The sequence below is a fragment of the Listeria monocytogenes ATCC 19117 genome (assembly GCF_000307025.1).
GTDB classification, from domain to species: domain Bacteria; phylum Bacillota; class Bacilli; order Lactobacillales; family Listeriaceae; genus Listeria; species Listeria monocytogenes_B.
The window spans coordinates 2,117,187-2,137,223 of the sequence record NC_018584.1; the positions used below are offsets into that span (position 1 = coordinate 2,117,187).

Genomic DNA, 20,037 nt, shown 5'->3' on the forward strand with positions numbered 1-20,037 from the left:
CGCTCCTTTCTGCGATTTATTTCATAATGCTAAGGACTGCTTCTACTAATTTCGCTGCTGCATCTGGGCGCCCCATTTGTTTAGCACTTAGCTTCATACCATTTAATTTCGCCTCGTCATTCAAAATCGAATCAACTGTCGCCATTAAATCGGTATTTTTTAATTCTGCTTCTGTAATTACGATAGCTGCATTATTTTTTTCTAAAGCGCGAGCGTTATTTTCTTGGTGGTTTGCTGTCACGTATGGACTAGGTATCAAAATACTTGGAACCCCTAGCGCTGTAAGTTCTGCAAGTGTAGTCGCTCCTGCTCTTGAAACAACGAGCGTCACAGCGTTTAAAATTTTTGGCATATCATAAATAAATGGTTGAACACTAATATGATTACCCAAATTCAACTCCGCCAAAGAATCTTTTATTTTTTCATAGTGTACATCGCCCGTTACATAAAGTAGCTGAAAATCCCGATTATTCCATTCTGGCAAAATAGCTTCTACCGCTTCATTCACGCCGCGAGCTCCTCTACTGCCTCCAAAAACAAGCACAGTTGGCTTCCCTGAAACTAGTCCGTAAGTTTCCAGTGCACCTTCCGAGTCCACACCTACAACTTCAGAAGCACGTGGATTACCAGTGAAAACGATTTTTTCCGATGCGAAAGAATCACTTACTTCTTCAAAACAAATGGCTACTTTATCTGTGTAGCGGCTTAAAAATTTATTCGTTAATCCAGCAACACTATTTTGTTCGTGGATTAAAGTAGGAATTTTAAGTTTTGCGGCTGCATAAACGACTGGACCACAAACATAACCACCTGTTCCGATAACGACATCCGGTTTAAAATCGCGCAAAATTTGTTTACTTTTTTTCGCGCCGCTCAGAAAACGCATTACTGTTTTAATATTTTCTAACGATAATGAACGTTTGAAACCAGTAATTTCAATAGCTTCAAACGGAATCCCTTCACGTTTAACGATTCCAGCTTCTAGGCCTTTTTCTGTTCCGATATATAAAAATTCCGCTTCAGGATGAATTTTTTTTAATTCTCTGATGAGAGCAAGCGCTGGATAAACGTGTCCACCAGTACCGCCACCACTTATTGCTACTTTCATTTTTCCACCTCTTCTATTAGCTCGCCGATTGCGTCCATATAGGCATTCCCGCGAACTTCAAATGTTCGGTATTGATCCCAACTCGCACATGCTGGTGAAAGTAAGATAATATCTCCTGGTGCTGATTCGCGGTACGCAACTGGAACAGCTGCCTCGACATTATCCACGTAATGTACGTCAATGCCAGCGATTTTCCCAACGCGGCCAATTTTATCTGCTGTTTCGCCAAAGACAATTAACGCTTTTACATTTTTGAAAAATGGTAGTAATTCGTCAAATGAATTACCACGGTCCAACCCACCAGCCAGTAACACGACTGGATTTTTAAACCCTTTTAATGCACTTTGAGTTGCTAGAATATTCGTTGCTTTTGAATCGTTATAGAATTTACGACCTTGCCATTCTACAACAAATTGTGTCCGGTGCTCTACACCTTTAAACGTTTCTAATACGTGCATGATTTCTTCATTTGTAACACCTAACGTTTTTGCTACTGCTACGGAAGCAAGCACATTTTCTAAATTATGCTCTCCTGGAAGTAAAATATTGTCACGTGCGCCAATCACTTCATCGTTGAACATAATATTGCCATTTTGCACGTAGCTTCCTTGACCAAGGCGTTGTGTGGTTGAAAACGGAATAACTTGTGCTTTAGTTTGTTTTGTTAGGTTTTTAAGCTCTTCTTGATCCCAATTAATTACTAGGAAATCATCTGCTGTTTGATTTTTTTGGATATGCCATTTTGCTTGAACGTATTCACTACGGTCTGTATGGTAATCTAAATGCGCTTCATAAATATTCGTGATGACGGAAATATGCGGTTTAAATGTTTCTACGCCCATTAATTGGAACGAAGAAAGCTCCATCGAAATGTATTGATCACTGGTCGCATTTTCTGCAACTGCGGATGCCGGAAAACCGATGTTTCCTGCGAGTAAAGAACTATTTTCTTTGTGCGCATTTAACATATGGTGGATGATTGTGGTTGTTGTCGTTTTACCATTTGTTCCTGTAATACCAACAATTGGTGCTTCAGATATTTGGTAAGCTAATTCGACTTCCGTAATGACTGGAATTTTGAGTTTTAACGCTTTTTCAATCATTGGGTTGTTGTACGGAATTCCAGGATTTTTTATGACAAGTTCAAATCCTTCATCTAAAAGTTCAATTGGGTGCGAACCGCAAATAACTTTAATACCTTGCTCAAGTAAACCTTGTGCTTCTGGATTCTCGCTAAAAGGTTTTTGATCATTAACAGTTACAAATGCTCCCAGTTTGTGCATAATTGTTGCCGCGCTAACACCACTTCTTGCAAGACCCAAGACAAGTACTTTTTTGTGATGGTACATTTCAATTTTTTTCATTTCCTTTGGTTCCCCCATTTATATCAAAATTGGCGGTCGAATTTATGATTTTCACAAAAACGACGGAAAGCGCCAACCAGATTCTGTAAAAAAACAGCTAACTAGAGACGCTTTTGCCGTAAAAAGATTACGGCGCATTATTTAAAAAATGACTACACAGACAGAAATAATTGCTCCGATTAACCCGATTCCCCAGAACGTTAAAACAACACGCCATTCGGACCAGCCACCAAGTTCAAAGTGATGATGAATTGGTGTCATACGGAAGATTCGTTTTCCTCCAGTTGCCTTAAAATAAAATACTTGCAATATAACAGATGCTGTTTCAATAACGAAAATAATTCCGATTAAGAGTAACAGCCATTCTTGATGTACTAAAATAGAAATTGCGGCGATACTTCCACCGAGTGCAAGCGAACCAGTATCTCCCATGAAGATTTTCGCTGGATTTTTATTAAATAGTAGAAATCCAAGCATACCGCCCACAATCGCAAAACAGAAAATCGCGACATCCATTTGTTCTTGGTAAAATGCAATGACACCAAAAGCAGAAAAAGCAATGACAGAAAGGCCAGAGACAAGACCATCTAAACCATCTGTTAAATTAACTGCATTAGAGAAACCAACTAACCAGAACAAAATAAAGATAACAAAGAACCAACCAAGATCCACTTCTATATTTGTAAACGGAATATTAAGCGTCTCAGCAAAACCATTTAAATGATATACCAGATAGAATAAAATCGAAATTGCCACTTGACCTAAAAACTTCTGCTTTGAAGTAAGGCCTAGATTACGTTTTTGAACTACTTTGATATAGTCATCTAGGAAACCTAATGCGCCAAATAGTGCCAGCGCGATGAATAGCAGCCACGTAGCTGCACTAACTTCACCACTGATGAACGAAAAGATCAAGAAACTAATAAGCATTGCAGTAATGAAAACAACTGCCCCCATTGTCGGTGTCCCTGATTTCTTTTCATGCATTTTCGGACCTTCATCTCTAATACTTTGGCCGAATTTTAATTTCACCAAGAATGGTATAAATAGTGGTACACCTATCACCGTAATGATAAAAGCAACTGCAAATGTTGATACTAACATGTATAAAGACACAATAAATTCTCCCCAATCTGTTTGTCAAAGCACTTCACTTCATATTTTATGCGAGTCCAAGTTTTTTTTCAATAGCTATTCGGGCTTCTACTCGGTCATCAAAATCAATAACCTCGTCACCAATCACTTGATAATCTTCATGACCTTTTCCAGCAATCAGAATAACATCCCCTGCTTCTGCTTCATTTACTGCAAAACGAATCGCATCTCGGCGGTTTTCGTGAACCACATAAGAATCACTATATGGAACACCTTGAATCATATCTTCAATAATCGCACGCGGATTTTCACTCCGCGGATTATCTGATGTAAAAATAGGATTTGTTGCATAATCTACAGCGATTTTTGCCATTTGTGGACGTTTTCCTTTATCACGGTCCCCGCCACAACCAACAACGACAAAAACGCGTTTTTCTGCAAACTCAGCAATTGTTTCTAATACATTTAGCAAGCCGTCTGGAGTATGGGCGTAATCAACTATAACAGGGAACTCTTGCCCTGCATGCACAAGTTCAAAACGGCCTTTGACACCCGGTATGCTTTCCACTGTTTTAATTGCTTTTTCCATAGGGATATGTAGCGCAAAGCTAGTTGCAATCGCAGCCAATACGTTATAAACACTAAAGTTTCCAATCATTTTTATTTTCAATGTAAAATTACCAATTGGTGTCCGTAAATCAAATGTAGAACCATGGCTAGTAATTCTGATATTACTTGCTTTGAAGTCAGCTTGTTGTTTTATCCCAAAAGTGATTACATGAGCAGCTGTTGCTTTTTGCATACGCACGCTTTCCTCGTCATCCGCGTTTAACACAGCAATTTTTGGGTTACTTGTATGGTAGCTGTTGCCTAGTTGCGCAAACAATAAGCTTTTTGCATTGGCGTATTCTTCCATTGTATGATGATAATCCAAATGATCTTGAGACAAATTCATAAATACAGCAACATCGTAATCTGAACCATATACGCGACCTTGAACGAGTGCATGCGAGGATACTTCCATCACAGCTGTGCTCACTCCACTAAGTAACATGTCCCGGAATGTTTCTTGTAAAGTGAGGCTATCTGGCGTTGTATTTTTTGTTTCTAAAATTTGGTCGCCAATTTTGCGATACATCGTGCCAATCAAACCTGTTTGCTCGCCATTTTCGCGCACGATTTGTTCCACTAAGTGGCTCACGGTCGTCTTCCCATTTGTCCCAGTAATCCCAACGAGCTTTAATGCTTGGGTTGGAGATCCATAAAAGTAATCGGCTAACATCGCCATAGCACGTTTTGAATCTCTTACATAAATGACAGGAATCGATACATCTAATTGTTTTTCCGCGATAATTGCTACCGCTCCTAGTTCTACTGCACGTGATGCAAATTGATGTCCATCCACCAATTCTCCATCTATACAAATAAACAACGTCCCTGGTTTTACTTTTCTACTATCTTGGGCGATATGGCTAATTTCAATTGTTTCACTTGCCTCGCCAGTAAAAACCGGGATAGCTTGCATTAGTTCATTTAACTTCATTCTTGCCATCTCCTCAAACTTATTCTTTCTGTTATTTTTGCTAAAACCAAAAAGAATCCTTTTCTATCTTAGCAAAAACAACAAACTATATCTACCACGACAAAAGACACAGATTGCATTTAAAGTTAGAAGTATGCCACTTTGTAAAGCTGACATACTTCTATCTTCCTATTATTAATTGAGCAAATCACCGATACCGGCATTCTCTTGGATGTCAGTTGCTTTTTTATTTTTTTCTGCTGTATCTTGATCGTGATTTTGATTAAATGCACTTATTTCTTCTGGTGGGGCGAGAGTTATTTTCATTTTTGTTTCACTATTAATTACGCTACCCGCAGATACACTTTGGCTCTTCACGTAACCATTTCCACTAAACTCAAACGGAATACCAGTTATTTCAGAAACTTTTAGCGCATCGTCTTTCGACCAAGTTACCATGTCAGGGGCAGTCATGTCACCATCTGTCATTAAAATAACTTTTTGACCTTGCATGATTTCGGCGTTCGCTTGCGGAAGTTGTTGGACAATTTTTTTGCCGTTGCCGACTATAATTGGTTCTAATCCTTTATCTTTCACTATTTTTTTAGCTTCATCTATTGTTTTTCCTGCTAAGACTGGTACTTTTTCGGAAGCTAGTTTTTCTGCATCGCCTGGTTTGATGTTCATATATTGTAGACTGTTTTTCATTACAGGATTAAAAACTTCTGAGACTGCTTCTCCGCCAGTCTGACTGCCGGACAATTGTGGTTGTTGCATTGTCACATAGATTACTAACTCCGGATTATCCGCTGGTGCCATTCCTAAGAAAGAGAATATATAATTATCTGCTCCAGTCATATACTTACCAGTTTTCGGATCTGGAATTTGTGATGTACCGGTTTTACCAGCTACATCGTATCCCGGAATCGCATATAATTTACCAGTACCATGTTCGCCGCTAATAACGTTTTTTAATTCGTCACGCGTTTTCTTCGCTGTTTCTGCACTAATTGGTTTTCCAGCAATTTTTGTTTTAGTATCGGTTTCTTCGCCTGTGTTTGGATCTTTGACACTTGAAACAACATATGGTTCTTTCATCGTGCCATCACTTGCGATAGCCGAAGCAGCTTGAATCATTTGCATCATTGAAACGGTTGTTCCTTGGCCGAAAACGGTTGTTACTTTCTCAATTGGATAGTTATATAAAATTTTCCCGCTTGTTTCATTAGGTAAAGCAATACCTGTTTTCTTACCAAAACCAAATTTGTCTAAATATGTTTTAAACGTATCGGTCCCCATTTTGTTTAAAAGTTTGGCAAATGCAACGTTACTAGAGCGTTCTACCCCTTCACGGTACGTAATAGACCCCCAACCATTACCGTTATTATGGTCATGAATTGCGATATCTCCTACTTTGTATGAACCCGATTGATAATATTCATTGGCATTATATGCGTTCGTATCAATAGCAGATGCAAGAGAAATAATTTTCATTACCGAACCTGGCTCATAAGCATACTCAACAGGTAAATCTTGCCAAATACTGGAGCTGTTTCCAGTAATAGTAGATCGATCAGCAGGGTTGAAAGAAGGACGTTGACTAATAGCCAAAATTTCACCTGTTTTCGGATCAGCTACAACTGCCATCATGTTTTTAGGTTTGTACTTTGCATCCACAGTTGTCATCGTATCTTCTAAAAAGGTTTGAATTTTTTTATCTAGCGTTAGCGTAATATCTTTGCCGTCTTTTGCTTCCGTTACTTTGTTTTTAGAGTTAGGCAAAATATAGCCCATTCTGTCTGTACTGTAATCAATTTTGCCATTCTTGCCTGTCAAAATATCATTGTAACGGGATTCAATACCCATTTTACCTTCTAAAACTGTAGTATTCTTTTCTTCTTCTTGTTGGGCAAAACCAATTAATTGTGTTGCAAACGTTCCATTAGGATAGAAACGTTCTGATTGACGAGTAAATTCAATACCTGGTAAATTTTCTTTGTCAATTTTTGCTTTTGTTTCTGTAGAAATATTTTTACCGGCAGCGCCGAATTCGACTTGGTATTTTCCTTTTTCATTGAGTTTATCTAGAATATCAGATTCATCCATAGGAATATACTTGGCAAGAATTCGAGCCGTTTTTTCTTCGTCAACAACACGCATTGGATTTTTCGTTGTTTTGGAAAGTTTATCGCTAACTACTGCTGCAACCGTGTAAGAAGCCGTATCCTCCGCTAGCACTTCTCCTTTACGATCTAAAATGGAGCCACGCTTTGCTTCGAGAACACTGCTTTTCAAATGTTGTTTAGATGCTTTTGCTGCAAGAGGTACCCCATTTGCTTCTCCCGTAATTTGCAAATAAAGAAAACGGCCAGAAACCAAGAGAAAGAGAATTGTGAAAAAGATAAAAAGCACAAGAGCTCCCCTTCTCATGTTACCTATACGCCGTTTCATTGACCATCTACCACTTTCACATTATCGCCATCAAGTTTTAGCCCTTTTTCTTTAGCGATTTTCAAAATACGTTCATATCTCCCTAAATCTTTTACTTCTACTTTTAAGTCTTCATTTGATTTTTGTTGTTCGAGAATTTTGGTTTCTTTTGTTTGAATTTCTTGGTTCACTGTGTAAATTTGCGCTTGTACGCTAATTATACGAAAAGCAACAACTAAAACAATCGCAAGCGCAATCGTGATGATTACTTTTTCTCCAAGTGTCATTTGACCACGTTTTAGGATTTGTTTTTTAGGTTGTTCCGCTTCTCTATGTACTCTATTTGGCTCGAGATTCGATTTATAGGCGACATTGCTCACATTTTTTCAACTCCTGCTATTTGATAATTTTTTCAATCACGCGTAATTTTGCTGAACGCGCTCGGTTATTTTGTTCCAGTTCTTCTTCACTTGGTACGATTGGTTTTCTTGTCGCAAGTTTGAAATCTGGTTTATATTCATCTGGAATGACAGGAAGACCTGGTGGTAAATCTGGTCCTTTTGTCGCTTCTTGGAATAAGTGTTTTGTAATGCGGTCTTCTAAAGAATGAAACGTAATTACGCTAATTCTGCCGCCTGGTTTTAATAAAGTTAAGGCTTTTTCAAGCGAATCTTCTACTGCACCGAGTTCGTCGTTAACGGCAATTCGGATGGCTTGAAAAGTGCGTTTCCCTGGATGTCCGCCTTTTCTTCTTGCTGGAGCCGGGATAGCTGTTTTGATAATATCTACTAGTTCGCCTGTTGTTTCAATTGGCTTTACTTCACGACGACGTTCGATTTCACGAGCAATTTGTTTCGAAAATTTTTCTTCGCCATATTGGAAAAAGATACGGATTAAATCTTGATAAGACCATTCGTTAACAACTATTTTTGCTGTCAATTCTTGTTCTTGATCCATTCGCATATCCAGTGCAGCGTCTTGGTGATAACTAAAACCACGTTCTCTCTCGTCTAGTTGTGGGGATGAAACGCCTAAATCATACAAAATCCCATCAACCGCTTCGATACCACGCTCATTTAATGCTTCTTTCATATCGCGAAAATTGGCTTTAATAAAAGTCACTTTATCGCTATAATCTGCTAGTTTAATTTTTGCATTATCAATTGCTGTTTGATCTTGGTCAAATGCAAATAAATGCCCTTTTTCATTAAGCTTATTTAGTAAATACTCGGAGTGACCTGCGCCGCCAAGTGTTGCATCGACATAGATTCCGTCTGGTTTTACTTCAAGCATATCGACTGTTTCATGTAGTAATACGGTTTCGTGTTTAAACATGCGTTTACCCCCTTAAATATCAAAGCCAATCATATTTTCGGCTAAATCAGCAAAAGATTCTTCTGCCTCGTTAAAGACATCATCCCACTCTGATTTACTCCAAATTTCAATACGACTAGAAACCCCGATAATAACTGTTTCTTTTTCCAAATCCGCATACTGTAGTAAGTTGGATGGAATATTAATCCGGCCTTGTTTGTCTAGTTCACATTCAGACGCACCGGAAAAGAAGAAACGTGTAAAGGAACGAGCATCTTTCTTAGTAAGTGGTAAGGTTTGGAGCTTTTCTTCAAGCTTTTTCCATTCCTCTTGTGGATAAGCAAATAAACACTTATCAAGTCCTCGGGTTATAACAAAATTATCCCCCAAAAGCTCACGGAATTTAGCTGGCACAATTAATCTGCCCTTTATATCGATGTTGTGTTGATATTCTCCCATGAACATTAGACTTCACCCACTTTCATACATACCACTTTACCACATCTCCCCACTTCGCACCACCAAAAACCTAAAAAAGTGTAAAAAAAATCATCCCAGCCAAAGCATAGAATGATCAATCCCTTATTTAAAGCCATTTCATCTAATTCAATTCTTAAAAAACAATGTGGGGCTTGGTGGAGGGATTCCCCACTTTGAACCAACATTTATTTTACCAACACTTTTTCCCAACCAGATTTTAGTGCCACTGCTGAGAACACTATACTTAAAACACCCAGCGTAATCGTAAAAGCTCCCATGCCATATTTACCAATAAATGGTGCAAATACTAAACTTACAGAACCAATCATTTTACCAATTTGGAAAATAATACCATTAAATGCCATGTAGGCCCCACGTCTTTCATCATCTACAATTGCCGCTAAGATCGTTTGACGTGTTGGTACATAGAGTAATTCACCAATTGAGAGCACCATCGTCGCCAAAAGTAAAACTGTTAGATTATTTGCGAAAGCACAAACTGCAAATCCAAGCGCAAACAAAGTAAACCCTACATACATAATAGGTTGCTGCGCCCTTTTAGTCACAAATCTCGCAATTGGTACGGTAAAAAGTACAATAAATAAAGTATTCACAGCGGTTAACACACTCACTATTTGTACTCCATTGAGAGAAATATTTCCAAGTGGCCCCAAATGTACAAGTAGCGCTTTCACATCTTCTGCTAAACGAACCGAAATATAGTTGCTCCGTTGAAACTCGATCGACATGATAGCAATTCCACCAATAGTATATAGAAGAAAACGATAATCATGTAATACTTGTCCATAATTTTTAAGCATTCCCATTAGTCCATATGACCCTTTGTGCGGCATTTCTTTTTGCTGCAACGTCTCGGAAATTAAGCTTATAGTAAGCCATGCCGTAACAAATGACATGATAAAAAGAACAACTAATAGAGGAAACAGATAATCTACAAAAAACCAACCCCCCACCATAATTCCAATCATGATCGATAAATTATTCGCCCAATAACTGACCGAATACATAAATGAACGGTTCTCTGGGGTACTTACATCAATTAACATTGCTTCTCCAGCTGGATTAATCAATCCCTGAGCTACCCCAATAATAAGTAACATGACAAAAGTTATCCACGGAGAATGAAACATGGGGGAATTGCATAGTACCATCCCGAGAAAGGCAAACACTTTAAGCAGTTCTCCGGTGACCATTAATTTTTTACGTCCAATAATATCCGCTAGATGTCCACCGTACATGCCAGCAAGAAATTGTGCTAATACATTAATCATCAAGAGAAAGCCGGCGACACTACTATTAATTTCCCTTGAAAAATAAATTGCCATAAAAGGAAAAATCATCGAACCAATTACTTTACTCAAAAACTGAATTAATATCCGCGCACGAATATTTGGGTGCAACTCTCTAAACATGACATCCCCTCCATTTGCAATTTTTCTGACTTCTCTGCTAGTATAAAAGGGATACATAAATTTAAAAAGGGTATTCATTTTCATATATTGTCCCCTTTTAGGACGGAGCTGTTGTTATGGATAAAGATTATTTCACTATGCGCGCGCATTTATACAATATAACTACCGATTTAGAAGTGTCTTTCAAATTAAATGATGTGGCAAATATTTGGTTTTGTACGACTAAAAATGCCAAGCGTAAACTGCAACAATATCAGGCGAAAAAAATGCTTACTTATCTTCCTGGGCTAGGCCGAGGAAATGTTTCAAGGATTATTTTTCCTAAACAGTTAGAACTAGAGGTTCTTGACGTTTTGGAACAAAGTTTGGCTGAAGATGCATTTAGCGATATTTTATTTTTGCTACAATTGCCTATCCCTAAAAGCTGGTTTACAAGTATCTCTACGGAAATTCAACAAATATTCGGTTTGCAAGTAACAGAAAATCAACAAGAAGTTCTGCGCTCCATCGTTCGTCGCAAGCTCACTACCTTAGACCCACTTCAAACTTCTGTATCTATGGAAGCATTTCTCATCACCCAAATTAGTGACTCTCTCGTCAAATATGATGAAGAGAAAAAGAAAATTATACCTCATATAGCACACCACTGGAAAGTATCTGATGATTTTACGGAATGGACATTTTATTTACGAAAAAGTGTTTTATTTCATCACGGACGCATGCTGGATAGCGAGGATGTAAAGCACACCTTGATGCGTTCTATGCAAACAGAATCGGTTTCTTTCTGGCAATTACAGGATATTCAATCCATCCACTGCCCTAATAAATTCACGATCTCCATTCAGCTAAAAAAAACGGACCCTTTTTTCATTCGTTATTTATGCACAGCGAATATGGCTATTTTACCGCGAGATATTATTTTTGATGAATATACATGGATTTCTACTGGTCCCTTTCGAGTTGCAGAGCGGAATGACGAGCGCTTGGTCTTAGAAGCCTTTGATGGATATTTTCTCGAGAGACCGATTCTTGATCGAGTAGAATTTTGGACCGCCCAAACTGGAAACAATTTAAAAACCATTCCAATGCAATTCACTTCCGTTGATTACGAGGAAAATCCCGCCTATGTAGAACGTCGTAAACCTGGTGTTGGCGTTAATTTTATTTGTTTCAATACGCACCGAAATGGCGCCCCACAACATCCGGCATTTCGAGAGGCAATCTACCATCTCATTGATTGTCAAAAAGCAAGTGAACAACATTTCGAAAACTATGGGACAGTCGCATCTAACTATTATCCTGAAAAATCCCTTCCACCTAAAAAACATCCTGAGAAAATCGCTACTTTATTAAAAAAAGCAAACTACCAAGGCGAAAAAGTTATTTTTGGAACTACCCAACATCCTACCGCTGTAAAAGAGTCAAAATGGATTCAAGAGCAAGCTGTCGAATTCGGAATTAACTTAGAAAGAAAAATCATTACGCATCAGGAAGCTTCCTATTCCAACGTTCCAGCAAAAGAAACCGACTTCATGATGATGGGAGAAATCCCAGCCTCAGATGACGAAATGGCTTATTTAGATTTTTTAAATAACCCCTATCTGTTGCCACAACAACTTTTCAATCAAGCAATTATCAAAGAACTTACGGAAAAGCTCGATGCATTTAAAACAGAAAAAGACGCCTCCAAAAGAGACGCCTTACAAACGAGCATTGATAGCTGGTTAACAGAAAATCATTATTTAATTTACTTGCATCATCCGGAAAAAAGTCAATCGCTTCATTCAATGATAAAAGGAATTGCAGAAAATCCTTATGGTTATTTTGATTTAAGCAAAGTGTGGATTGAAATAAGCCCACTTAAAACATTAAAACCAGACTATAGACAATCCCATAGAGGTAAAGCGCCACATACAATAACGCAAAAATGAAGAAGCATAGGCGCCAGTAACCACGTAGGATTTTGCGGAACTGAATCTCGCCTTCTTTCTTTGCAGCCGTGACAACAATTACAATACCTAAAATAAATAAAAACAATAAAATATATAATAAGAACGAGCGATTAAATAGCACAATCATGAAAAAATGAACAGCTATAATCAAGAAAATAGTGGATAAGTCAGCGGCCAACATAATTCTCCGCTGACTTTTCTTTAGTTTGAAACTGGAAAAAAACATCGTCAAAATAAACACCACAACTGGTAAAATAATAATTATTGCTGTTGAATTAGTTAACCAATCAAACATCGCTTTCTCCTTCCAACCCTTTAATTAGATGATATAACGCATGAAGCGTAGGAAGTGACTCCCCTTTTTCTAAAATTGGCAGCACGATTCCATCAATTTCTGTCATTCGATTATCCATTCGGTCAAGAGCCATCGAAGAAAAATTAGTAGCTGTCACTTGGCAGATTACTTCCACTTTTTCTAAAGCATTTTCTACTGGCAAAACCGTTTGTATTTCTTTTACAATCGTCTTTAATAACTCGTGCCATTCTTTATTTTCAAGGAGCTTTCCATTTTGGACTTGAAGAACAGCTGTGAGCGGATTAATTACTGCATTAATAAATAATTTTTCACTTATAATTTCTAAGTAACTAGCATGTTTTTCAACTGGAAAATCTGGATTTGAGTCTAATGTTTTTGTTACCGCCTCACTTAGTTCGCCTTGATAAATACTATACTTTGTTCGGCCATGACCACGCCAAATGACTGTTGTATCATCTTCCCGCCCCGCCCCGTGTTCGCTAATACCTAGCAAAATAGTTCGTTTATTACCGAGTAGCGGCATGCTATCTAAATGCGCCGCTCCATTTTGGATGAATAGTAACGGCACTCGTTCAGGTATCGACTGTAGCAGTGGCAAAATGCTTTTTAGTGAGTATTGTTTAACTGCGATAATTAATAATTGTTGTTCTGATAACTTTTTAGTATCTGTTATTACTGTGGCTTGTATATGTATATTTTTTAATTCGGAATTATCTTTTAAAGAAAGACCTTTTTGATTTAATAAATCGCTTTGTTCTTTTCTCCGCGTAAAAAGAGTGAGCTCGGATGTATTGGCAAAATTTGCTGCGTATAAAAGCCCCATCGCTCCTGCTCCAATAATTCCTACTTTTAGTTGGTTCGCCATTTAGTTCAGCTCCATATTGATTAATGCTTTTATTTTATCAGAAGTAGCATTCTTTTGCACTTTTGTGCGCAAACAAAAACCTCGAAAGACCCATGGCGTCTTTCGAGGTTCGTCTTCAACAAGTGAAACGTCACTTGTTTTTAGCAATATTAGCTGTTTGCTACATCTTTGCCATCATATTGTCCACATTCTGGGCATACGTGATGGGAAAGTCTGTATTCGCCGCAATTCGAGCATTCGTTCATGCCCGGAAGTTGAAGTTTAACGTGTGTACGACGCTTACGCTTTTTGGCTTTTGAAGTTCTTCTAAAAGGTACTGCCATTTCCTTACACCTCCTTGACGATAACTAAGTACTTGTATCGTTAATCTAAGAAAAATAAATTCCTTAATATATTCCAGCTTCACGGGGAGTTTAGTCTTCTTTTTTCTCATCGAAAAAATTGGCTAATCCCGCAAGACGAGGATCCACTTTTGGTTCTTTTGCTATTTGTTCTAGTAGGTTACCTTCTTCTGTTTTCATTTCCCATTCATTGCCTCGTGGAAGGTTACTCATTTCGAGTGCGTCTTCACTGAAAACTTGCATCGGAATTTCGACTAGTAAAAGTTCTTCTACTACAGGGGTTAAATCGACCATATCCTGTTCCATCACATGCCAAGATTCATCTAGAACTTGTTCTTTGGATTTCACAAAGGTTTCCGTCGCATGCACTTCATAAGGATAAATAACATCCTCAAGTGTACGAGCACATGGAAGTGTCCACTCGCCTTTCATAGTCAGGTTAGCGGTAACTTCTTCTGGGTGTACAATTAGTTCCCCAGTTACTTGTACGGGGCTTGCATCACGAACGTCTATATTGTTCTCTTGAAAGAACTTTTTTAGGTCAGCTTTTTCATTAATCGTGAAGTTGCTGTCACGATATTTTTTTAATTGACTGATAGACCATTTCATCCTACATCACTCCAAGCGCAACACAAAATATTATAGCTTTTTTAAAGGCTTTTGTCAATGCTTTTTCGGGGAGTAAAACCGCTGCCTTCATTTTATGCTAAAATAGATTATCTAAAGGAGGGAACCGAAATGAAAGCAACTGGAATTGTGGTGGAATATAACCCTTTTCATAATGGGCATAAACTACATTTAAATAAAGCGCGCGAGTTAACTCAAGCAGATGTGGTGATTGCGGTAATGAGTGGCTCGTTTGTACAACGAGGCGAGCCAGCGATTTTGCCAAAATGGGAACGTACTAGGATGGCTCTCGCTGCTGGCGTTGACATGGTGGTTGAACTCCCTGTCTCATTCGCGACACAACATGCGACGATTTTCGCAGAAGAAGCAGTTCGTATTTTAGATGCCATTCATGTGGATACGCTGTTTTTTGGCAGTGAACATGGAGTTGCGGAAGATTTTACATTAGCTGCGAAAAAAGTAGTCGAAAACGAAGCCCGTTTTGATGAAGCGATTCAGCTGGCGTTAGTTGATAAGAAAACTTCTTATGCTAGAGCTTATACAGAAGCTTTTAAAAAGTTGTTCGGCCAGAACTTGCTGGATATCACGAAACCTAATAACATTCTCGGTTTCCACTACGCCCTTGCTGCCCAGAAACAAAACCCGTCCATTTCTCTTCAAACCATTCCTCGTGAACATGCAGGATACCATGACGAGGAAGCAAACCATGACCAAATCGCAAGCGCGACCGCGATTCGAAAATTAATACTTGCTGGGAAGTTAGAAGAAGCTAGCCACTATCTCCCTGCTTCTTCTATAGCTATTTTACGCAATTATGAGGGGCCATTTTTATCGTGGACAGATTATTGGTCATTCCTGCAATATCGGTTAATTCAAGCAGGCTCAGAAGAACTGGAAGGAATTCGCGGTGTTAGTGAAGGAATTCAAAACCGGATGCAGCAAGCAGCGACTAAAGCGCAAAACTTCTCTGATTTTATAGAATTAACCAAAACAAAGCGATACAGTAATGCGCGATTACAACGAACGGCTTTACAAATTTTATTAAATGCGAGGAGTCAAACTAGCTCCCCTTACATCCGAATACTCGGCATGAATAAAACGGGGCAACAATATCTATCGCTTCATAAGAAAAATATTTCTCTCCCTATTATCACGACGGTTTCCAAAGCACCAGCTGGGCTTTTAGAAGAAGAATTACGTGCGACAAACATTTATACGCTGGCAAAAGGACTGGAAAATTATCAGGCTGGCGACTTTCATATTCCACCAATTTTAACCTTGTAATCTTTACAAGGTTTTTGGTTGACTTTTATGGGGCTATTTTGCTAAGATGTTTGTCCGACTCAAAAAACAGGAGGTATGTGTATGGTACAAGAATATATTCGATTAAGAGGAGCGCGTGAAAACAATCTCCAAAATATTTCCCTAGATATCCCCAAACGAAAAATCACTATTTTTACTGGTGTATCTGGTTCCGGGAAATCTTCTATTGTATTTGAAACTATTGCCACGGAATCGCAAAGACAGTTAAACGAAACATACAGCGCCTATCTTCGTAATTTCCTTCCGAAGTATACGCAGCCGGACGCAGATTCAATTGAAAACCTCTCCACCTCTGTTATTATTGATCAAAAACGACTTGGCGGTAATTCCCGCTCCACCCTTGGTACCATCACGGATATTAATTCGATTTTGCGATTACTTTTCTCGCGTGTCGGCAAGCCTAGTATCGGGACAGCAAATTTATTTTCTTTTAACGACCCTGCTGGTATGTGCCCTGATTGCCATGGTGTTGGACAAAAAGTTTCGGTTGATTTAGTCAAATTACTTGATCCAAATAAATCGCTCAAAGAAGGCGCCATCTTATTTCCGACGTTTTCGGTAGATTCATGGTACTGGAATTCCTATGCTTATTCCGGCTTTTTTGATGTGAATAAAAAAATAAAAGATTATACTGACGAAGAATACGATATGTTGTTACATGGGAAAGATATTAAAGTTTTCCTAGAAACACCCATGGGAAGCATGAACGCTACATATGAAGGGTTGATTCCAAAATTCAATCGTTTGTATATTCAAAAAGAAGGCGAAATGTCCGCCTCTACTAAAAAACGTGTCGATAAATTCACCCATATTGCGCCTTGTACAACTTGCGAAGGCACGAGACTCTCCGCGCAAGCATTATCTTGTACAATAAATGGTGCAAATATCGCCGACTTCACAGCGATGCAATTAGATGAATTAAAAGCAACGATTGCGAGTATTGATGACCCTATCGCTGCTCCAATGGTCAAAAGTGTCACAGAGCGATTGCAACATTTGATTGATATTGGTCTTGGTTATATGACACTTGACCGCCAAACTGCTTCTCTTTCTGGTGGTGAATCGCAACGTGTCAAAATGATTCGTCATTTGAATAGCAGCTTGACTGATCTGCTTTATATTTTCGATGAACCAAGTATCGGTCTTCATCCACGAGATGTTCATCGACTCAATGAATTACTCGTGAAATTGCGCGACAAAGGAAATACGATTCTCGTGGTGGAACATGACCCAGATGTGATCAAAATTGCCGACCATATTGTCGATGTCGGTCCGCACGCAGGAAAACATGGCGGTGAGATTCAGTTTGTCGGAAGTTACACCGATTTGCTGAAATCAGACACACTAACTGGCAAGTTCCTCAATCGCCATTTACCAATTAATAGCAAACCGAGACAACCAAAAGGCTTTTTAACAACTGAAAAAAGTAGTCGCTTTAACCTAAAAGATATTCAGGCCAACATTCCAAAAGAAATTCTTACTGTAGTAACTGGCGTGGCTGGTTCGGGTAAGAGTACCTTGATTCATTCTGTTTTCCTAAAAGAATATCCAGATGCGATAGTGATCGACCAATCAGCCGCTCATGCCAATATTCGCTCTAATCCTGCCACCTATACTGGGATAATGGACCCGATTCGAAAAGCATTTGGAAAAGAAAATGATGTCAGTCCATCACTCTTTAGTTACAATTCCAAAGGCGCCTGCGAAAACTGTAAAGGACTTGGTTTCACAACTATGGATTTAGCTTTTATGGATTCGATTCGCACACCTTGCGAAGTATGTCACGGCAAGCGATTCCAAGATTCTGTTTTGCAATATAAGCTAAATGGTAAATCCATTAGCGATGTGTTAGAACTAACTGTCTCAGAAGCACTCGATTTCTTTACGGATAAAAAAATCTTGAAGAAAATTGAGGCAATGGAAGAGGTTGGAATTGGTTATGTCACGCTTGGCCAAGCACTTAGCACCTTATCAGGCGGTGAGTGCCAACGTTTAAAACTCGCCAATGAGCTTCATAAAAAAGGGTCGATTTATATTATGGATGAACCGACGACTGGTCTTCATATGTCAGATATCGAACATATTTTGACGATTATCCACTCACTTGTAAATAAAGGAAATACCGTTATTGTAATTGAACATAATGTCGATATTATTCGTAACGCAGACTGGATTATCGACCTTGGCCCAGAAGGCGGAAGTGCTGGCGGACAAATTATCTTCGAAGGCGCTCCCCTTGATTTACTTGAAAATAAACAATCCTTAACTGCCAAATATCTTTAATAAAAAAAGCCGTTTTGTCTATAGCAGACAAAACGGCTTTTTTATTGTAGTTTTTCTAAATAATCCACAGCATCTTGGAAAGTTTTAACTGGAACGATTTTCATTTTGGAGTCAATGTCTTTCGCTGTTTTAACTGCTGTATCGTAATTACTTTCGATACTTGGGTCGCTTTTTTTCATTTCATCGGTAATTGGATCATTGGGAGCAAAGAAAACCTTCGCACCGCTTTTATCCGCAGCAACGACCTTTTGATCAATTCCGCCGATTCTACCAACAGTTCCGTCAGGGTCAATCGTACCAGTTCCGGCGATTTTTTTGCCATCTGTAAGATCATTTTTTTGGAAACGGCTGTAAATTTCTAAACTGAACATTAAACCGGCAGAAGGTCCACCGATTTTTTCTGAGTCGATTTTCACAGTTGGATCTGCGGTGATTTTTTCATCATCCACAAGCGTGATACCGATTCCTGGAGTGCCTTTTTTATCAATTGCTGTTAATTTGATGTTGGCTTGCTCATTTTTGTCGCCGTGTTTGTAGTTTATTTTGACTGTGTCTCCCACTTTTTTACTGTGAATATAATCAATAAATTCTTGGCTTGATTTAAACGCATTCCCATCAATTTCTGTGATTAGGTCGCCAGCGTGAAGGACATCGGCTGCTGGAACGTCATCTTTTACGCTTAATACGTATACGCCATCATAAGTGACTTTGACTTCTTGACCGGCTGCTTTATAAGCCACTTGAATGGCATTATTTTTGGATTCGTTCATCATTTGCATTTGGCGAACGTTATATTCTTCGTCGCTTTCATTCTCGTATTTGATATCGCTATCTTTTTCTAACTCATGATATGGCAAAAATTTAGCGGTCATATATGTATAAATATTCGCTTTTCCCATTGCAATTGTCACTAGACTGAGCGAACCGTCTTTTTTATTTGGATGGTCATCAACTGTAACGAGTGGAGCAAGTTCTTCCGTACCACCAGGTTTTGAAATATAATACGGAACTGGAATAAAAAAGCCCGCTATAATAATAATTAACAGCACTATCGCCGTTATTTTTTTCCACTCTTTACGCATTTTCTGTCCATCTCCCACTTACTTAAATTTTGCTTGTACTTGTTCGTTCACTATTTCAGGAACAAGTTCGCTGATATCACCTTGATACTGCGCCACTTCTTTTACCATACTGGAACTTAAAAAAGAATATTTCGTATTAGTCATGACAAAAAAAGTTTCGATTTCCGCATTGAGCGTTCGGTTCATCGAAGCAATTTGCATCTCGTATTCAAAATCACTCACCGCTCGAAGCCCTCTGACAATTGCAGTAGCCCCGCGCGTAGCAGCATAATCAACAGTCAATCCGCTCGCACTTTCCACTTGAACATTTGGCAAATGAGCGGTTACTTGTCTAATCATTTCCATCCGCTCTTCTATCGTGAAAAGTGGTTTTTTGGATGAGTTGTTTAAAACGGAAACATACAGCACATCAAAAATCTTCGCTGCCCGTTCAATAATGTCTAAGTGCCCATTCGTAATCGGATCAAATGTCCCGGGAATAACGGCAATTTTGTCACCCATT

Annotated in this window: 18 protein-coding genes; 3 read left to right on the forward strand and 15 right to left on the reverse strand. The window is 38.7% G+C overall.

Annotation, left to right across the window (positions count from 1 at the left end; genetic code table 11):
- Nucleotides 1-16 precede the first annotated feature (16 nt).
- The 9 genes from murG to LMOATCC19117_RS10455 form a co-directional block, all read right to left on the reverse strand.
- The gene (gene murG, locus LMOATCC19117_RS10410) at nucleotides 17-1,108 is read right to left on the reverse strand and encodes an undecaprenyldiphospho-muramoylpentapeptide beta-N-acetylglucosaminyltransferase (protein WP_003728333.1); all 1,092 of its coding nucleotides are present in this window, start codon (nucleotides 1,106-1,108) and stop codon (nucleotides 17-19) included.
- On the reverse strand, nucleotides 1,105-2,472 hold the full coding sequence (murD, locus tag LMOATCC19117_RS10415) for a UDP-N-acetylmuramoyl-L-alanine--D-glutamate ligase (RefSeq protein WP_003726818.1): 1,368 nt from the start codon (nucleotides 2,470-2,472) through the stop codon (nucleotides 1,105-1,107). The genes murG and murD overlap by 4 nt, the downstream gene beginning before the upstream one ends.
- A gap of 141 nt (nucleotides 2,473-2,613) precedes the next feature.
- Nucleotides 2,614-3,588, reverse strand: coding sequence for a phospho-N-acetylmuramoyl-pentapeptide-transferase (gene mraY, locus LMOATCC19117_RS10420; RefSeq protein ID WP_003728332.1), 975 nt, complete (start codon nucleotides 3,586-3,588; stop codon nucleotides 2,614-2,616).
- Between the two features lie 46 nt (nucleotides 3,589-3,634).
- Nucleotides 3,635-5,110 carry a UDP-N-acetylmuramoyl-L-alanyl-D-glutamate--2,6-diaminopimelate ligase gene (locus LMOATCC19117_RS10425; protein ID WP_003726123.1) on the reverse strand — a complete coding sequence of 492 codons (1,476 nt, stop codon included), beginning with the start codon at nucleotides 5,108-5,110 and terminating at the stop codon, nucleotides 3,635-3,637.
- 174 nt (nucleotides 5,111-5,284) lie between these two features.
- Entirely contained in the window at nucleotides 5,285-7,540 is a 2,256-nt protein-coding gene (locus LMOATCC19117_RS10430) for a penicillin-binding protein (RefSeq protein WP_003728331.1), read from the reverse strand.
- On the reverse strand, nucleotides 7,537-7,899 hold the full coding sequence (ftsL, locus tag LMOATCC19117_RS10435; protein ID WP_003723754.1) for a cell division protein FtsL: 363 nt from the start codon (nucleotides 7,897-7,899) through the stop codon (nucleotides 7,537-7,539). Before ftsL ends, LMOATCC19117_RS10430 begins: the two co-directional genes overlap by 4 nt.
- Before the next feature lie 16 nt (nucleotides 7,900-7,915).
- On the reverse strand, nucleotides 7,916-8,854 hold the full coding sequence (gene rsmH / locus LMOATCC19117_RS10440) for a 16S rRNA (cytosine(1402)-N(4))-methyltransferase RsmH (RefSeq protein ID WP_003731344.1): 939 nt from the start codon (nucleotides 8,852-8,854) through the stop codon (nucleotides 7,916-7,918).
- Nucleotides 8,855-8,866: 12 nt separating this feature from the next.
- Nucleotides 8,867-9,298 carry a division/cell wall cluster transcriptional repressor MraZ gene (gene mraZ / locus LMOATCC19117_RS10445; protein WP_003723756.1) on the reverse strand — a complete coding sequence of 144 codons (432 nt, stop codon included), beginning with the start codon at nucleotides 9,296-9,298 and terminating at the stop codon, nucleotides 8,867-8,869.
- A gap of 200 nt (nucleotides 9,299-9,498) precedes the next feature.
- Entirely contained in the window at nucleotides 9,499-10,746 is a 1,248-nt protein-coding gene (locus tag LMOATCC19117_RS10455; protein ID WP_003742638.1) for an MDR family MFS transporter, read from the reverse strand.
- Nucleotides 10,747-10,862: 116 nt separating this feature from the next.
- Here LMOATCC19117_RS10455 and LMOATCC19117_RS10460 point away from each other — a divergent pair, with 116 nt between their 5' ends.
- Nucleotides 10,863-12,677 (forward strand): SgrR family transcriptional regulator, encoded by a 1,815-nt coding sequence (locus LMOATCC19117_RS10460; RefSeq protein ID WP_003742640.1) that lies wholly within the window; start codon nucleotides 10,863-10,865, stop codon nucleotides 12,675-12,677.
- On the opposite strand, the gene LMOATCC19117_RS10465 is transcribed toward LMOATCC19117_RS10460, so the two are convergent.
- The 4 genes from LMOATCC19117_RS10465 to LMOATCC19117_RS10480 form a co-directional block, all read right to left on the reverse strand.
- Nucleotides 12,607-12,993, reverse strand: a complete 387-nt coding sequence (locus LMOATCC19117_RS10465) for a DUF3397 domain-containing protein (protein ID WP_003726129.1) — start codon at nucleotides 12,991-12,993, stop codon at nucleotides 12,607-12,609. The genes LMOATCC19117_RS10460 and LMOATCC19117_RS10465 overlap by 71 nt on opposite strands.
- Nucleotides 12,986-13,879, reverse strand: coding sequence for a 2-dehydropantoate 2-reductase (locus LMOATCC19117_RS10470; protein ID WP_003734851.1), 894 nt, complete (start codon nucleotides 13,877-13,879; stop codon nucleotides 12,986-12,988). The genes LMOATCC19117_RS10465 and LMOATCC19117_RS10470 overlap by 8 nt, the downstream gene beginning before the upstream one ends.
- Nucleotides 13,880-14,028: 149 nt before the next feature.
- Nucleotides 14,029-14,202, reverse strand: coding sequence for a 50S ribosomal protein L32 (rpmF, locus tag LMOATCC19117_RS10475; protein WP_003726143.1), 174 nt, complete (start codon nucleotides 14,200-14,202; stop codon nucleotides 14,029-14,031).
- Between the two features lie 90 nt (nucleotides 14,203-14,292).
- Nucleotides 14,293-14,829, reverse strand: coding sequence for a YceD family protein (locus LMOATCC19117_RS10480; protein WP_003728843.1), 537 nt, complete (start codon nucleotides 14,827-14,829; stop codon nucleotides 14,293-14,295).
- A 129-nt stretch (nucleotides 14,830-14,958) separates the two neighbouring features.
- Between LMOATCC19117_RS10480 and LMOATCC19117_RS10485 the strand changes: the two genes are divergently transcribed.
- Nucleotides 14,959-16,131, forward strand: a complete 1,173-nt coding sequence (locus LMOATCC19117_RS10485; RefSeq protein ID WP_003726133.1) for a nucleotidyltransferase — start codon at nucleotides 14,959-14,961, stop codon at nucleotides 16,129-16,131.
- A gap of 81 nt (nucleotides 16,132-16,212) precedes the next feature.
- A complete protein-coding gene (locus tag LMOATCC19117_RS10490) occupies nucleotides 16,213-18,453 on the forward strand; it encodes an ATP-binding cassette domain-containing protein (RefSeq protein ID WP_003726134.1) in 2,241 nt (746 codons plus the stop codon).
- A gap of 41 nt (nucleotides 18,454-18,494) precedes the next feature.
- Here LMOATCC19117_RS10490 and LMOATCC19117_RS10495 read toward each other — a convergent pair whose 3' ends face one another.
- A complete protein-coding gene (locus LMOATCC19117_RS10495) occupies nucleotides 18,495-19,535 on the reverse strand; it encodes a SepM family pheromone-processing serine protease (RefSeq protein WP_003726135.1) in 1,041 nt (346 codons plus the stop codon).
- Between the two features lie 18 nt (nucleotides 19,536-19,553).
- Nucleotides 19,554-20,036: a pantetheine-phosphate adenylyltransferase gene (coaD, locus tag LMOATCC19117_RS10500; RefSeq protein WP_003726136.1), complete on the reverse strand. Its 483-nt coding sequence runs from the start codon at nucleotides 20,034-20,036 to the stop codon at nucleotides 19,554-19,556.
- Nucleotide 20,037 lies beyond the last annotated feature (1 nt).

Coding starts and splice junctions, on each gene's coding strand:
- LMOATCC19117_RS10460 (WP_003742640.1), top strand. CDS start 10,863: ATGGATAAAGATTATTTCACTATGCGCGCGCATTTATACAATATAACT.
- LMOATCC19117_RS10465 (WP_003726129.1), bottom strand. CDS start 12,993: ATGTTTGATTGGTTAACTAATTCAACAGCAATAATTATTATTTTACCA.
- LMOATCC19117_RS10430 (WP_003728331.1), bottom strand. CDS start 7,540: ATGAAACGGCGTATAGGTAACATGAGAAGGGGAGCTCTTGTGCTTTTT.
- LMOATCC19117_RS10425 (WP_003726123.1), bottom strand. CDS start 5,110: ATGAAGTTAAATGAACTAATGCAAGCTATCCCGGTTTTTACTGGCGAG.
- murG (WP_003728333.1), bottom strand. CDS start 1,108: ATGAAAGTAGCAATAAGTGGTGGCGGTACTGGTGGACACGTTTATCCA.
- rpmF (WP_003726143.1), bottom strand. CDS start 14,202: ATGGCAGTACCTTTTAGAAGAACTTCAAAAGCCAAAAAGCGTAAGCGT.
- LMOATCC19117_RS10480 (WP_003728843.1), bottom strand. CDS start 14,829: ATGAAATGGTCTATCAGTCAATTAAAAAAATATCGTGACAGCAACTTC.
- LMOATCC19117_RS10485 (WP_003726133.1), top strand. CDS start 14,959: ATGAAAGCAACTGGAATTGTGGTGGAATATAACCCTTTTCATAATGGG.
- coaD (WP_003726136.1), bottom strand. CDS start 20,036: ATGGGTGACAAAATTGCCGTTATTCCCGGGACATTTGATCCGATTACG.
- LMOATCC19117_RS10495 (WP_003726135.1), bottom strand. CDS start 19,535: ATGCGTAAAGAGTGGAAAAAAATAACGGCGATAGTGCTGTTAATTATT.
- mraZ (WP_003723756.1), bottom strand. CDS start 9,298: ATGTTCATGGGAGAATATCAACACAACATCGATATAAAGGGCAGATTA.
- LMOATCC19117_RS10455 (WP_003742638.1), bottom strand. CDS start 10,746: ATGTTTAGAGAGTTGCACCCAAATATTCGTGCGCGGATATTAATTCAG.
- murD (WP_003726818.1), bottom strand. CDS start 2,472: ATGAAAAAAATTGAAATGTACCATCACAAAAAAGTACTTGTCTTGGGT.
- LMOATCC19117_RS10490 (WP_003726134.1), top strand. CDS start 16,213: ATGGTACAAGAATATATTCGATTAAGAGGAGCGCGTGAAAACAATCTC.
- LMOATCC19117_RS10470 (WP_003734851.1), bottom strand. CDS start 13,879: ATGGCGAACCAACTAAAAGTAGGAATTATTGGAGCAGGAGCGATGGGG.
- rsmH (WP_003731344.1), bottom strand. CDS start 8,854: ATGTTTAAACACGAAACCGTATTACTACATGAAACAGTCGATATGCTT.